This is a genomic window from Cellulomonas fulva (assembly GCF_018531375.1).
GTDB classification, from domain to species: domain Bacteria; phylum Actinomycetota; class Actinomycetes; order Actinomycetales; family Cellulomonadaceae; genus Cellulomonas; species Cellulomonas fulva.
Genome location: NZ_JAHBOH010000001.1, coordinates 2,991,515 through 3,005,435, shown reverse-complemented (window position 1 = coordinate 3,005,435; position 13,921 = coordinate 2,991,515). Strand labels below are relative to the sequence as shown.

The window sequence follows — 13,921 nt, the reverse complement described above, 5'->3', positions numbered from 1 at the left end:
CTCCGGCTCTCCGGCTCCGGAGCCGGAGAGATGACGTGGTCGTCGGGGGAGTCAGGGAAGTCGGAGGGCGGGTCAGCGCTGGAAGGTGCCGACCAGGATGCCGCGGGCGAGGGTGTGGAAGACGAGGGCGGCGCTCGTCGCCCCGGGCGGGGAGGCGGGGGTCAGGCCGAGGTCGGCGGTGTCCAGCGCGTGCACCACCAGGAAGTAGCGGTGGACCTGGTCGCCGGGCGGGGGAGCGCAGCCGATGTAGCCGGTCTCGCCGTCGTCGTTGCGGAGCTGGGACGCGCCCGCCGGCAGGCCGGACCCGTCGGGTGCGCCGGCGCCGGTGGTGAGCGACGTGACGTCCGCGCCCAGGCCCAGGACGGTCCAGTGGAACCAGCCGGCGACCCCGGGTGCGTCGGGGTCGAAGACGCTCACGGCGAAGCCGGCGGTCTCCGGCGGGAAGCCGGACCAGGAGACCTGCGGCGAGACGTTCCGGCCGGCCTCGGTGTTGGTGTGCACGACGGGCACGGGCTCGCCGTGGGTCCAGTCGGTGCTGGTGACCTCGAACGACGGGACCGCCGGGAGCAGGCTGTAGGGGTCGGGTGCGACGGGACGGGTGAGCGAGACCACGGGGTCCTCCGGTGCGTCGGACGGGTACGGGCGATCAGTCGGTGTGAGCAGGACGGGTGAGCGTGCGTGCCGCCGCTGTCGGTGGCACCTGCCATGGTCACCGAGGTGCCGCGTGGTCGCACCTGCGCGGGTTGACACCCGGACGCGGGGAGCGTGTACTAGAGGTGTCGAACAGACGTTCGAACAGGGCGGTTCTGGCTTGCATCCTTGCAGGTCAGCGACGTCTGTGCAGGTGGCCCGCGGGGCCGAGTCGTCCATAGGGGCAGTCATGACGGTCGACGTGCTGACGCGCGAGGAGCGGGTCGCGCGCGCCCGGCTCGCGCTCGCGCACGCCGAGCGGCGCACCGGCGCCCGCAGCGTCCGCATGACCGAGCGCACCGGTGATCCTGTCGGCACGCTCGAGGGGACGACGAGGACGTCGGGGCCGCCCGAGCAGCGCGCCCGTGCCGCCGAGCGACCCGCCGTGACCGTCGGTCCTGCTGGGCTTGCCGCTGTGCTGCTGACCACGTCGCCGCCGACCTCGCCGTCCACCACCTTCACCAGCGCGCCGTCCACCTCCCTGACCAGCGCGCCGACCACCTCGCTGACGACCTCGCTGACGACGTCGCTGCTCACCACCGAGCGCCCGCCCCTGCCCGTGCCGCCGCAGCTCGGCGAGCTGCTGCCGGACGGCCTGCGTCGCGGTGCCACCACGGCCGTCGTCGGGTCCACGTCACTCACGCTCGCGCTCCTGGCGGCGGCGAGCTCGGCGGGCGCCTGGGCCGCGGTGGTCGGGCAGCCGTCGCTGGGGCTGCTCGCGGCGGCCGAGGCGGGCGTCGTGCTCGAGCGGCTGGCGGTGGTTCCCCGGCCCGGTGCGGACGCCGCGGTCGTGCTCGGGGCGCTGCTCGACGGGATGGACGTCGTCCTCGTCGGACCCGAGGTCCGGCTGACCGACGCGGACCGGCGCCGGCTGTCCGCCCGGGCCCGGGAGCGGGGTTCGGTGCTCCTGGCGTCGGTGCCGTGGCCGGGTGCCGGTGTGGTCCTCGCCGTCGAGCAGGCGTGGGGGCACGGCGGCTGGGCCGGTCTCGGGGACGGCGAGGGGCGGCTGCGCGCGCAGCGGGTGCGGGTCGCGCGGACGGGTCGCAGCGGCGCCGCGGTCCCGAGGTCGGTGGAGCTCACGCTGCCGCTGGCGGCAGCGGGGTCCGGTACGGCCGGGGTGGTGCCCACGGCGTCGAGCACGGGCACCGCAGCGGCTGACCGGCATCCTGGTCACCTCGACCAGCGTCCTGGCCGCCCTGCCGACCAGCCCGACCTCCGGCTCGTCGGATGAGCACGCGCACCACCGTCCTGTGGGTCCCGGACTGGCCCGTGGTCGCCGCTGCCGCGGCGCTCGAGGTCCCCGCGCACCTGCCCGCGGCGGTGCTCGTCGGGCAGCACGTGGCGGCCGTCAACGCGCTCGCGCGGCTCGAGGGCGTGCGCCGCGGCATGCGCCGACGCCAGGCGCAGGGCTGCTGCCCGGAGCTCGTGCTGCTGCCGGGGGACGACGCCCGCGACGCCCGGGCGTTCGAGCCCGTCGCGGTCGCCGCCGAGACGGTGGTGGCCGGCCTCGAGGTGGTCCGGCCCGGGCTGCTCCTGCTGCCCGCGGGCGGAGCGAGCCGCTACCACGGGTCGGAGGACGCGCTGGCGGAGCGCCTGGTCGAGGCCGTGGCGCTGGGGACGGGTCACGAGTGCGCGGTCGGGACGGCGGACGGGCTGCTGGCCGCGGTGGTCGCCGCACGCACGGGTGCCCCCGTGCCGCCGGGCGGCTCCGCGGCGTTCCTCGCGGGACGCCCGATGACCGAGCTGTCCTTCGCCGCGGTGACCGACGAGACCGCGCGCCAGGTCGACGAGCTGGTCAGCCTGCTGCACCGGCTGGGGCTGCGCGTGCTGGGGCAGCTGGCCGCTCTGCCCGCGACGGACGTGCACGCGCGGTTCGGCCGGCTGGGCGGCTGGGCGCACCTGCTGGCACGCGGCGAGGACGAGCGCCCGCCCGCTCGTCGTCGCCCGGAAGCCGACCTCGAGGTGAGCGCCGAGCTCGATCCGCCGGTCGACCGCGTCGACACCGCGACGTTCGCCGGACGCCGGCTGGCCGAGGACCTGCACGCCATGCTCGTGGAGCACGGGCTGACGTGCGGGCGTCTCGAGATCGCGGCACGCACCGACGAGGGGGTGGACCTGGTCCGCGCGTGGCGGACCGACCTGGGCGGGTGGGGCGGCCTGTCGCCCGCCCGCATCACCGACCGGATCCGCTGGCAGCTCGAGGGCTGGCTCACCGCCACGGCCGTGACCACGGCCCGGGCGCGGCGGCTGGACTCGCGCACCGGTCGCCGTGCGGCGTCGTCGGGCCGAGCGCCGGACGGCTCGTCGCGGGGCATGGGCTCCGCCGGCTCGTCGGACCCGGTCCTCGACGACCACCTCGAGCTCCCGCCCGACGAGGACGACCGGCCGGTCACGCTGGTCCGGCTCGCGGTCACGGCGCTCGACGTCGCGCCTGCGGGAGCGGAGCAGGGCCGGCTCTGGGGCGGCCCGTCCGGCGGCGACCTGCGGGCGCACCGGGCGCTGGACCGCGTGCAGGGCATCGTCGGCGGGTCCGGGCTGCTCGCGGTGGCGCTGCAGGGCGGGCGGGACGTGCGCGAGCAGGTGCTCCTGCGGCCGTGGGGGGAGCAGGGCGGGGGAGAGCAGGGTGGGTCGCCGCGCCCCGTCGACCGACCGTGGCCGGGCCGGCTGCCGCACCCCGCGCCGGCGACCGTGCTGCCCGAGCCGGAGCCCGTGCAGGTGCTGGACGGCACCGGGGTCGCGGTGGCCCTCGATGCCCGGGCCGGCCTCAGCGCCGCACCGGCGTGGGTGTCCTGGGGGCAGGGGCGCCGGACGCGGGTCGCGGGGTGGGCCGGCCCGTGGCTGCTCACCGGCCGGTGGTGGGGAGCGGGCACCCCGGGGGGCCAGGAGCTGCGCGGGCACGTCCAGGTGACGTTCGACGACGAGCCCGCGGCGCTCCTCGTGGCCGCTCCGCCCTCGGGCGCGCAGCATCCCGCCGCGACCGCATGGACCTGCGAGGCGCGCTATGACTGACCCCTCGACGAGGGTGGGCGCGCGCTATGCCGAGCTGCACGCCCACTCGGCGTTCAGCTTCCTCGACGGTGCCAGCCAGCCCGAGGAGCTCGCGGCGGAGGCGGCGCGCCTGGGGCTGAGCGCGCTGGCGCTGACTGACCACGACGGGCTGTACGGGGTGGTGCGGTTCGCCGAGGCAGCGCGCCGGGTCGGGGTCGGCACCGTGTTCGGCGCGGAGCTGCACCTGCCGGCCCCGGACGCGCGTCGTCACGGGCGCGAGCCGGCACCGGCACCCGGACCGCCGGTGCTCGACGAGCCCACGGGCGTGCCCGACCCGCGCGCGGCGCACCTCCTGGTGCTCGCGCGCGGCCCCGACGGCTACCGGGCGCTCTCCCGGGCGATCGCCGAGGGGCACCTGCGCACCGGGCGCAAGGGCGCCGCGGAGTACCACCTGGAGGAGCTCGCCCAGGCCGCGGCCGGGCAGTGGCTGGTGCTCACGGGCTGCCGGAAGGGCGCGGTGCGCCGGGCGCTCGCCGGCGGGGACCCGTCCGGCGTGGTCCCGGTCGCGCCCGGTGGGCTCGCCGCGGCGGCGCGCGAGCTCGACCGCCTCGTCGCGCTGTTCGGGAAGGACAACGTCGCCGTCGAGGTCACGGCGGCGGGGGACGCGTACGACGACGAGCGTGCGGACGCGCTCGCCGTGCTCGCACAGGACACCGGGCTGCCGCTGGTCGCGACCACCGCCGCGCACCAGGCCACCCCGCGCGACGCCGACCTCGCGGCGGCGCTCGCGGCCGTGCGCGCCCGCTCGTCGTTGGACGACCTGGACGGCTGGCTCCCGGCCGGTCCGGGGGCGCACCTGCGCTCGGCGAGCGAGATGCTCCGGCTGCACCGGCGGTACCCGCACGCGGTCGCCACCGCCGCCGACCTGGCCGCCGAGTGCGCGTTCGACCTGTCGCTCGTCGCGCCGTCGCTGCCGCCCTACCCGGTGCCACCGGGTCACACCGAGGCCTCGTGGCTGCGCGAGCTGGTCCGTCGCGGCGCGCTCGAGCTGTACGGCCCGCCGGAGACCGCACGCGTCGAGGGCGCGTACGCGCAGCTCGAGCACGAGCTGCGGGTCATCGAGGAGCTCGGGTTCCCCGGCTACTTCCTGGTGGTCTACGACCTGGTCGCGTTCTGCCGGCGCAACGGGATCCTGGCGCAGGGGCGCGGCTCGGCCGCCAACTCGGCGGTCTGCTACGCGCTGCGCGTCACCGCGGTCGACCCGGTGCACCACGGTCTGCTGTTCGAGAGGTTCCTGGCCCCGGAGCGGGACGGGCCGCCCGACATCGACGTGGACATCGAGTCCGCGCGCCGGGAGGAGGTCATCCAGTACGTCTACGGCCAGCACGGCCGGGAGCACGCCGCGCAGGTGGCGAACGTGATCTCCTACCGTCCGCGGTCGGCGGTGCGCGACGCCGCGCGGGCGCTCGGCTACGACGCGGGGCAGCAGGATGCGTGGGCCAAGTCGATCGAGCGCTGGGGCAGCCTGCGCGCCGCACCCGTCGACGACGGGTCGCCGGACAGCTCGTCGGCGCGGGCGACTGGTACGGGAGGTTCGGATGGCGCCCCACGCGGTGCCCCCGGCAGCGGCGGCTCAGGAACCGGCTCGGGCAGCGACGGTGCAGGCAGCGGTTTGTCGGGACCGGTCCGCACGTCCCGGCCGCACGCAGGGCACACGGGTGCGTGGCCACCCGTGGTGACGGGCCGCCACGAGCGGCTGCAGGCGCGGGCGGCGCTCTGGGGGTCGGGCACGGCGGGTGCGTCGGCGCGCCCGGCACCGGCTCCCGCACGCGCACCGCGGGGCGCCGAGGTGCCGGGGCTGGCTACCGCCGACGGTCACGACGTCGTGCCGGTGCACCTGCCGCCCTCGGCGGACGACGAGGGCGAGATCCCCGAGCAGGTCATCGACCTGGCCGAGCGGTTCCTGCGGCTGCCGCGGCACCTGGGCATCCACTCGGGCGGCATGGTGATGTGCGACCGCCCGGTGATCGAGGTCTGCCCGGTGGAGTGGGCACGGATGCCGGGCCGCACGGTGCTGCAGTGGGACAAGGAGGACTGCGCCGACGCGGGACTGGTGAAGTTCGACCTGCTGGGCCTGGGGATGCTGACCGCGCTGCGGATCGCGTTCACCTCGGTCCGGGAGCTCGGTGGACCCGAGCTCGACCTGCACGCGCTGCCGCAGGACGACCCGCTGGTGTACGACCTGCTGAGCGCCGCGGACACGGTGGGGGTCTTCCAGGTGGAGTCGCGTGCCCAGATGGGGACGCTGCCGCGCCTGCAGCCGCGGTGCTTCTACGACATCGTCATCGAGGTCGCGCTGATCCGCCCGGGGCCGATCCAGGGCAACTCGGTGCACCCGTACATCGAGCGTGCCCGCGGGCGGCAGAAGGTGACCTACCTGCACCCGCTGCTCGAGCGCTCCCTGAGCAAGACGCTCGGCGTGCCGCTGTTCCAGGAGCAACTCATGCAGATGGCCATCGACGTCGCCGACTTCACGCCGGCGGAGGCGGACCAGCTGCGGCGGGCCATGGGCTCCAAGCGGTCGACCGAGCGCATGCTCGCGATCAAGGAGCGACTCATGGCCGGGATGGCCCGGCACGGCATCACCCCCGAGGTCGGCGAGCAGATCTTCGACAAGCTCAAGGCGTTCGCCGACTTCGGGTTCCCCGAGTCGCACGCGTACTCGTTCGCGTTCCTGGTCTACGCGAGCGCCTGGCTCAAGGTGCATTACCCGGCCGCGTTCTACGCGGGCCTGCTCGCGGCGCAGCCGATGGGCTTCTACTCGCCGCAGAGCCTGGCCGCGGACGCCCGCCGCCACGGCATCGAGGTGCTGCGCCCCGATGTGCAGCACTCGCTCGCGCAGGCCGGCGTCGAGCGGGTGGCCCCGGAACCGGCCGGTGGAGAGCCACGCCTGGTCCCGCAGCCGAGCGGGACGGGACCCACTCCCGCGCCGGGGACGCGCACGGGCGCGGCGCGGGGCTCCGACGGCCGGCACCCCTGTGCCGCTCGTTCGCTCGCGGTGCGGCTCGGGCTCGTCGCCGTCCGGGGGATCGGGGAGGAGCTCGCGCAGAAGGTCGTCGACGAGCGTGCCGCGCACGGTCCGTTCGTCGACCAGCGCGACCTGGTGCGCCGGGTCCAGCTCACGACCGCACAGCTCGAGGCCCTGGCCACGGCCGGTGCGCTGGACGGCCTCGGCGTCACGCGCCGTGAGGCCTTGTGGGCCGCGGGGGCCCTGGCGCAGGAGGGTCCGCAGACGCTGCCGGGCGTGAGCGTCGGGGTCGAGGCCCCCACCCTGCCCGGGCTCAGCGACCTCGAGACGGCCACCGCGGACGTGTGGGCCACGGGCGTGTCGGTGGACTCCTACCCCACCCAGTTCGTCCGCGACGGGCTCGACGCGGCGGGAGTGCTGCGGGTCGAGGCCGCCTACCGGCACGAGACCGGCCGACGGGTCGCGGTCGCCGGGGTCGTGACGCACCGGCAGCGCCCGGGCACCGCCGGCGGCGTCACGTTCCTGTCGCTCGAGGACGAGACCGGGCTGCTCAACGTGGTGTGCTCGGCCGGGCTCTGGCAGCGGTTCCGGCGCACTGCACGGACCAGCAAGGCGCTCGTCGTGCGCGGCCTGCTGGAACGTCAGGACGGCGCGACCAACATCGTCGCCGAGCACCTGTCACCGCTGTCCCTGCGCGTGCGCTCCAGCTCGCGCGACTTCCAGTGACGGCGCCCGGTCAGTGCGCCGTCAGGTCGACCTCCTCGGCCGTCTCCACCGCGGCGGTCCGACCCGGCCCGCCCTGGAACTGCCAGTACAGGTTCGTGTGCGAGACCACGAGCTCCGGCGCCGGCGCACCCCACTGCGTGAGGTCCTCGGTGCTGTGCGCGTCGGACACCAGCGTCACGTCGTAGCCCCGGGCGAATCCGCCGTGGATCGTCGAGCGGACGCACGCGTCGGTCTGCGCCCCGGTGACGACGAGCCGCCCGACGCGCCTCGCGGCGAGCGTGTCCTCGAGCGTCGTGTCCTCGAACGAGTCGCCGTAGCGCTTGTCCACCACGGCTTCGTCGGCGGCCGGCACGAGGTCCGGGATGATCTGCCACGTCTCGCTGCCCTCCGGCAGCTCGTCGGACTGGTGGCGGACCCACACGACGGGCGTGCCCTGCGCCCGGGCGCGCGTGACGAGCCCGTCGATGGTCGCGACCACCTGGTCCCGCTGGTGCAGGCCGCTCGCGACGCCGTTCTGCATGTCGATGACGAGGAGCGCCGTGGCGTCCCGTCCCTGGAGAGTTGTCATGTCCTCAGTCAGCCACAGACCACTGACACGCGCCGTCCGCGTGGGTAGGCGGGTGGGCCGGGCCGGGCAGGCGGGTGGGGTGGGCCGGGCAGGCGGGCGGGGCCGGCCGGGTGCGGCGTCCTGCTCAGGGTCGGAGCGCGGCTGCCTCGGCGCGGTCACGGATGCCGAGCAGCATCCGTCGTGACATCACCGTGCTCACGGCGCCGACCGCCTCGTTGAGCGGCACCGCCCACCAGCGCGGCCGCGCGTACCGTTCGCGCACGACGAGCCGAGTCGCCCGGTCGCGGCCCGGGTGCAGGGTGAAAGCCCAGGTGAACGACGCGTCGGGCGCGGTGAGCACCATCGCCCGCGGCGGGTCGAGCACGGTCACGACGAGCGCCGCGGCCGGAGCCAGGTGGATCTCGTCGCCCTCGGCGAGGTCCTGCCAGCGGTCCTCGACGCGGTCGGCCGAGTGGATCCTCAGCCCGACGAGGTTCTCGAGCCAGTCGTAGGAGTAGAAGCCGCCGCGTCCCTGCCCGAGCTGGACCAGCCAGGCCCAGACCTGGTCCGCGGGCGCGTCCACGGTGATCGCACGCGTCGCGACGAGCCCCGGCGTGCGCACGACGTCGTCGCCCGCGAGCGAGGCGTCGAGCTCGTCCTCGCTGGCTCCCCACTGGAGCCCCCACGTCCGGGCGACCGGCAGCAGCGCCACCGCCCCGGCGAGCAGCAGGAGACCCGACTGTCGGCGCGACGGAGTCCACATCCCCCCAGTGCACCCCAGCACGGCGCGGGGCGTCGACCGACGAACGTCCCACCCACCCGCCACCCCTGCCCCCGTGCCGCGACCGGGCGTCGAGGTCGTCAGCCCCGTCCGAGAGCGCGCGCCCGGCGCGCGCTCTCGCGCACGGCTGACGACCTCGAGCCGCCGGGGCGGGGACTGGACGGGCGCGCCTGGCGGGCGGGTCGGCGCTCGGGACTCGCGGTGGGTCGTGTTCGCCTGGTGGGTGTCGGTGGGCGGCGGGAGGATGCCCGCATGCTGCTCGCCGAGGTCGCCGCCACGTCGTCCGCCGTGTCCGCGACCCGCTCGCGCCTGGCCAAGCGTGCGCTCCTGGTCGAGCTGCTGCGGCGGACCGAGCCGCAGGACGTGCCGATCGTCTCCCGCTACCTCGGTGGGCAGCTGCGTCAGCGCCGGACGGGACTCGGCTGGCGGTCGCTGCAGACGCTGCCGCCGGCCGCGGCGGAGCCGACGCTCGGCGTGCAGGAGGTCGACGCGGCGTTCGAGGCCATGTCCGGCCTGGCCGGTGCGGGGTCGGGGACGGCGCGAGCGGCGGCGGTGCAGCGACTGTTCGGCGCGGCGACCGCCGACGAGCAGGACTTCCTGCGCCGGCTCGTCGGGGGCGAGCTGCGGCAGGGATCGCTCGACGCGCTGCTGCTCGACGCCGTCGCGGAGGCGGCCGGCGTGCCGCCGGAGGCGGTCCGGCGGGCAGCGATGCTCGCGGGCGCCACCGAGCCCGTCGCCGAGGCAGCGCTGGCCGCGCCCGGCCCGGCCGCGGCGCTCGCGGCACTCGGTGAGTTCGCGCTGACCGTGGGGCGTGCGGTGCGGCCGATGCTGGCGCAGTCGGCGCCGGACGTCGCGACGGCGCTCACGACGACGGGGACTGGGCCGGCCGTCGTCGACGCGAAGCTCGACGGGATCCGGATCCAGGTCCACCGCGCCGACGAGGAGGTGCGCGTGTTCACCCGCAGCCTCGACGACATCACGGCGCGCGTCCCCGAGATCGTCGAGCTCGTGCGCGCGCTGCCCGCCCGGCAACTGGTCCTGGACGGCGAGGCGCTCGTGGTGGACGACGCGGGCCGGGCCGTCCCGTTCCAGGACACCGCGTCACGCGCGGCCACCGCCGACGTGCAGGTCGCGGCCCAGTCCCGCCTGCGGCCGTTCTTCTTCGACTGCCTGCACGTCGACGGCCGAGACCTTCTGGACGCGCCACTGACGGATCGTCTCGCCGCGCTCGACCGCGTGCTCGTGGATCACCCGGCGGCGGCGATCGACCGCGTCGTCACGGCCGACCCGGAGGTCGCGGCGCAACACGCTCGTCGCGTCCTGGCGGCGGGCCACGAGGGCGTCGTCGTCAAGGCGGCCGCGTCGCCGTACGAGGCAGGCCGCCGCGGTGCCGCATGGGTCAAGGTCAAGCCGCGCCACACGCTCGACCTCGTCGTCCTCGCGGTCGAGCGCGGCTCGGGCCGTCGCAGCGGACTTCTCTCGAACATCCACCTGGGTGCCCGCGACGGCGACGGCTTCGTCATGCTCGGCAAGACGTTCAAGGGCATGACCGACGCGATGCTGGCGTGGCAGACCGAGCGGTTCCGCGAGCTCGAGGTCGCCGACGACGGGTGGACGGTGACCCTCCGGCCCGAGCAGGTGGTCGAGATCGCGTTCGACGGTCTGCAGCGCTCGACCCGCTACCCCGGCGGGGTCGCGTTGCGCTTCGCGCGCGTGCTGCGCTACCGCGACGACAAGACGGCCGCCGAGGCCGACACGATCGACACCGTCCGCGCGTTGTCACTCGGGTCGTGACCGAGCCGGTGCGGCGCGGCAGGGCGCGTTCGACGCCGCCTCGGCACCCCGGGCTGGGTCGCCGTGCGGTCGGGCGGGCCGCCCGAGGCGCGCCAGGGCGACCGTCGTCTCACAGGAGGCGGCGGGAGCCGGGACGGCGGATGCGGAGCCAGCGGTAGCCGTAGCCGGGGAGCTCGAGCTCGGCCGAACCGTCCGGCCCGATCTCGCAGGCGTCGTCCGCGAGCAGGTCGACCAGCGTGACGGCGCCGTCGTCGGACGGCAGGCAGTCGGGCAGGCTCAGCGGGACGACGAGCGCGTCGGGGGACAGGTTGTGCAGCGCGACGGTCGAGGCGTCGTCCCAGGTCGAGCGGTGCGCGAGGACCGCCGCGTGCGGCTGGGACAGGATCTCGACGTCCTCGGCCCAACCCAGCTCGGGCGACTCGCGGTAGCGACGCACGAGCGTCTGCACGAAGGTCAGCAGCGAGTCGGGCGAGCGACGCTGGTCGGCGACGTTGACGTGAGCCGGTCCGAAGGGGCCCTCGACCACGGGGCCGGCGAGGCGCGACCGACGCGCACGGGAGAAGCCGCCGTGCTGGCCGGAGGTCCACTGCATCGGTGTGCGCACCGCCAGGCGACCCTCGGCGGCGAGGTTCTCGCCCATGCCGATCTCCTCGCCGTAGAACAGCACGGGCGTGCCCGGGAGCGAGAACAGCAGCGAGTAGACCATCCGGATGCGGCGCGGGTCGCCGTCGAGCATCGTGGGCAGCCGCCGACGCAGCCCACGGCCGTAGAGCTGCATGTCGGGGTCGGGTCCGAAGGCCGCGAACACCTCGGCGCGCTCGTCGTCGGACAGCTTGTCGAGGGTGAGCTCGTCGTGGTTGCGCACGAACGTGGCCCACTGCGCGTCGCGGGGGATGGTCGGGCGCGAGGCGAGGGTCGTGGCCAGGGGGCCGGCGTCCTGCCGTGCGAGCGACAGGTAGAGCTGCTGCATCAGCACGAAGTCGAGCTGCATGGTCAGCTCGTCACCGTCCGACGTGCCGTCGGCGTCGTCGTCGCCGAAGAACTGGCGCTGCTGGTCGTACGGGAGGTTGACCTCGCCCATGAGGATGGCGTCGCCCGTGCGCCGGGTGAGGAAGGACCGCAGCGACTTGAGGAAGTCGTGCGGGTGGTCGACGTCGTCGCCCTCGGTCTTGGCCGTGTCCGCGAGGAAGAACGGCACGGCGTCGACGCGGAAGCCCGACACGCCGACCTCGGCCCAGTAGCCGACGACCTTGACGATCTGGTCGCGCACCGCAGGGTTGGCGGTGTTCAGGTCCGGCTGGTGCTTGTAGAACCGGTGCCGGTAGTACTCGCCGGTCTTGTCGTCGCGGGTCCAGATGCTCGTCTCCTGGTCGGGGAAGACGACGGCGGACGGGTCGTCGGGCGGCTTCGTCGGGCTCCACACGTAGTAGTCCCGGAACGGGGAGTCGACGGACGAGCGCGCGGACCGGAACCACGGGTGCCGGTCGCTGGTGTGGTTCACGACGAGGTCGACGATGACCCGGATCCCGCGGTCGCGGGCGGTGCGCACCAGCGCGACGAGGTCGCCCGCGTCGCCGAGGCGCGGGTCGACCCCGAAGAAGTCGGTGATGTCGTAGCCGTCGTCGCGGTCGACGGTCGGGTAGAACGGCATGAGCCACAGGCACGTCACGCCGAGATCGGCCAGGTGGTCGATGCGCTGCAGCAGGCCCGGTAGGTCGCCGATCCCGTCGTCGTTCCAGTCCTGGTACGTCTCGATGTCGAGGCAGTACACGACGGCGTTCTTCCACCACAGGTCGCCCGTGTCGCGGATCCTCACGCCCCCACCTCCCGCAACTGCGGGACCAGGTGGGCGCCCGCCATCTCGACGAACGCCTCCAGGCCGACGGACGGCGGGGTCGCGGTCGCCGCCGCCGCGTCGTGCTTCTCGTCGTCCGGCCGCGTGTCGGTCGCGACCTGGTGGAGGTAGACGGCGTCGAAGCCGATCCCGACGAGCGCCGCGAGCCGGTCGAGGAGCCGGGCAGGATCGTGCTCGACGAGGACGGAGCCGCGGATCGCGTCGTCGGACACGTGCTTGGTGAGCGTGTCGAAGGCCTCGGGCGTGTCGAGGTCCCACGCGACGGGCGGCCCGAACACCCCGCTGGCCCACTGCTCGCGCGCGAGGCCCAGCGCGGTCGCCTCGTCGTGCGCCCAGGAGACGTGCACCTGCAGCGCGACCGAGCCGCGCCCGCCCGCGTCGCGGTAGGCGTCGACGACCTCCCGCAGGACGGCCGGGTCCTGGTTCACCGTGACCAGCCCGTCCGCCCACGCGGCGTGCGAGCGCGCGGTCGCGGGGGTGACGGCGGGTCCGACGAGCAGCGGCGGCTCGTCCGGCAGCGTCCACAGGCGTGCGCGGTCGACCGTGACGAGCCCGTCGTGCGTGACCTCCTCGCCGGCGAGCAGCGCGCGGATCACCTCGACGCACTCGCGCAGGCGGGCGTCGCGGACGTGCTTGGCGGGCCAGCCGTCGCCGGTGATGTGCTCGTTCATGTTCTCGCCCGAGCCGAGCGCGACCCAGAACCGGCCGGGGAACATCGCGGCCAGCGTCGCGGCAGCCTGCGCGATCACCGCCGGGTGGTACCGCTGCCCCGGGGCGTTGACCACCCCGAACGGCAGGGTCGTCGTCGCCATGGCGGCGCCGAGCCAGGACCAGGCGAAGCCCGAGTGGCCCTGCGTCGCGCTCCAGGGCGCCCAGTGGTCCGAGCACATGGCGGCGTCGAAGCCCGCGTCCTGCGCCTGCTGGGCGATGGCGAGCAGCGTGCCGGGGTGGACCTGCTCGTGCGAGTGGTGCAGTCCGACCAAGGTCATGACGCACCTTCCTACCGGTTGACCGGTGGGGCCGCGCGGCGAACGCCCTGGGCGAGCGGCGGTCCAGCGGCTGGTCAGTGGCTGTTCAGTGGCTGGTCAGCGGCCGGTGGCCCACCGCTGGCCGTACCGGACCAGGGGCTGCATCGCCTCGACGAGCTCGCGGCCGCGAGGCGTGAGCTCGTACCGCACGCTCACCGGCGTGGTGGGCTCGACGAGCCGTACGACGAGCTCCGCACGCTCGAGCTCCTTGAGCCGCACCGCGAGCATGCGGTCGGACAGCCCGGCGACCGAGGCGAGCACCTGGCCGAACCGGCGGGCCCCGCGGGCGATCGCGAACAGGATGCTGCTGCTCCAGCGGCGCCCGACGAGCTCGAGCACGCGCGAGGCGCGGCGGCACTCGTCGTCGTCGATGAGGTGCCAGGGCTCGACCGTGTGCGTCGCGGGGGCGGTGGGCTGGGAGGGCAGGCTCGTCGTACTCACTTACCCATCGTAAGTGCCTTACTGACCGGTTGCGTCGACGCGC

Annotated in this window: 10 protein-coding genes; 4 read left to right on the top strand and 6 right to left on the bottom strand. The window is 75.2% G+C overall.

The features are described 5' to 3' along the window. Positions 1-72: 72 nt before the first annotated feature. On the bottom strand, positions 73-612 hold the full coding sequence (locus KIN34_RS13365; protein WP_214351422.1) for a YbhB/YbcL family Raf kinase inhibitor-like protein: 540 nt from the start codon (positions 610-612) through the stop codon (positions 73-75). 268 nt (positions 613-880) lie between these two features. On the opposite strand from KIN34_RS13365, the gene imuA' reads away from it, so the two are divergent. The 3 genes from imuA' to KIN34_RS13350 are packed head-to-tail and all read left to right on the top strand — an operon-like array spanning position 881 to position 7,432. Then, positions 881-1,921 carry a DnaE2-dependent mutagenesis accessory factor ImuA' gene (gene imuA', locus KIN34_RS13360; protein WP_214351420.1) on the top strand — a complete coding sequence of 347 codons (1,041 nt, stop codon included), beginning with the start codon at positions 881-883 and terminating at the stop codon, positions 1,919-1,921. After that, complete coding sequence (locus tag KIN34_RS13355; protein WP_214351417.1) at positions 1,918-3,699, top strand: DNA polymerase Y family protein; 1,782 nt, start codon at positions 1,918-1,920, stop codon at positions 3,697-3,699. Before imuA' ends, KIN34_RS13355 begins: the two co-directional genes overlap by 4 nt. Then, positions 3,692-7,432 carry a PHP domain-containing protein gene (locus tag KIN34_RS13350; RefSeq protein ID WP_214351414.1) on the top strand — a complete coding sequence of 1,247 codons (3,741 nt, stop codon included), beginning with the start codon at positions 3,692-3,694 and terminating at the stop codon, positions 7,430-7,432. Before KIN34_RS13355 ends, KIN34_RS13350 begins: the two co-directional genes overlap by 8 nt. 10 nt (positions 7,433-7,442) lie before the next feature. On the opposite strand, the gene KIN34_RS13345 is transcribed toward KIN34_RS13350, so the two are convergent. Together KIN34_RS13345 and KIN34_RS13340 are read right to left on the bottom strand one after the other, a co-directional pair. Next, positions 7,443-8,000: a cysteine hydrolase family protein gene (locus KIN34_RS13345; RefSeq protein WP_214351411.1), complete on the bottom strand. Its 558-nt coding sequence runs from the start codon at positions 7,998-8,000 to the stop codon at positions 7,443-7,445. A gap of 124 nt (positions 8,001-8,124) precedes the next feature. Next, positions 8,125-8,742, bottom strand: coding sequence for an SRPBCC family protein (locus KIN34_RS13340; RefSeq protein ID WP_214351408.1), 618 nt, complete (start codon positions 8,740-8,742; stop codon positions 8,125-8,127). Between the two features lie 270 nt (positions 8,743-9,012). Here KIN34_RS13340 and KIN34_RS13335 point away from each other — a divergent pair, with 270 nt between their 5' ends. Continuing rightward, positions 9,013-10,554 (top strand): ATP-dependent DNA ligase, encoded by a 1,542-nt coding sequence (locus tag KIN34_RS13335; RefSeq protein ID WP_214351405.1) that lies wholly within the window; start codon positions 9,013-9,015, stop codon positions 10,552-10,554. A 109-nt stretch (positions 10,555-10,663) separates the two neighbouring features. Here the strand turns inward: KIN34_RS13335 and KIN34_RS13330 are convergent, their stop codons facing one another. The 3 genes from KIN34_RS13330 to KIN34_RS13320 form a co-directional block, all read right to left on the bottom strand. Next, positions 10,664-12,370: an alpha-amylase family protein gene (locus KIN34_RS13330; protein WP_214351402.1), complete on the bottom strand. Its 1,707-nt coding sequence runs from the start codon at positions 12,368-12,370 to the stop codon at positions 10,664-10,666. Beyond that, the gene (locus KIN34_RS13325) at positions 12,367-13,398 is read right to left on the bottom strand and encodes a TIGR03885 family FMN-dependent LLM class oxidoreductase (RefSeq protein ID WP_214351399.1); all 1,032 of its coding nucleotides are present in this window, start codon (positions 13,396-13,398) and stop codon (positions 12,367-12,369) included. Before KIN34_RS13325 ends, KIN34_RS13330 begins: the two co-directional genes overlap by 4 nt. A gap of 96 nt (positions 13,399-13,494) precedes the next feature. Next, a complete protein-coding gene (locus KIN34_RS13320; RefSeq protein WP_307858241.1) occupies positions 13,495-13,878 on the bottom strand; it encodes a winged helix-turn-helix transcriptional regulator in 384 nt (127 codons plus the stop codon). Between the last annotated feature and the right edge of the window lie 43 nt (positions 13,879-13,921).

Excerpts from the sequence above, each read along its gene's own strand:
- imuA' (WP_214351420.1), top strand. The coding sequence starts at position 881 with ATGACGGTCGACGTGCTGACGCGCGAGGAGCGGGTCGCGCGCGCCCGG.
- KIN34_RS13355 (WP_214351417.1), top strand. The coding sequence starts at position 1,918 with ATGAGCACGCGCACCACCGTCCTGTGGGTCCCGGACTGGCCCGTGGTC.
- KIN34_RS13350 (WP_214351414.1), top strand. The coding sequence starts at position 3,692 with ATGACTGACCCCTCGACGAGGGTGGGCGCGCGCTATGCCGAGCTGCAC.
- KIN34_RS13345 (WP_214351411.1), bottom strand. The coding sequence starts at position 8,000 with ATGACAACTCTCCAGGGACGGGACGCCACGGCGCTCCTCGTCATCGAC.
- KIN34_RS13340 (WP_214351408.1), bottom strand. The coding sequence starts at position 8,742 with ATGTGGACTCCGTCGCGCCGACAGTCGGGTCTCCTGCTGCTCGCCGGG.
- KIN34_RS13335 (WP_214351405.1), top strand. The coding sequence starts at position 9,013 with ATGCTGCTCGCCGAGGTCGCCGCCACGTCGTCCGCCGTGTCCGCGACC.
- KIN34_RS13325 (WP_214351399.1), bottom strand. The coding sequence starts at position 13,398 with ATGACCTTGGTCGGACTGCACCACTCGCACGAGCAGGTCCACCCCGGC.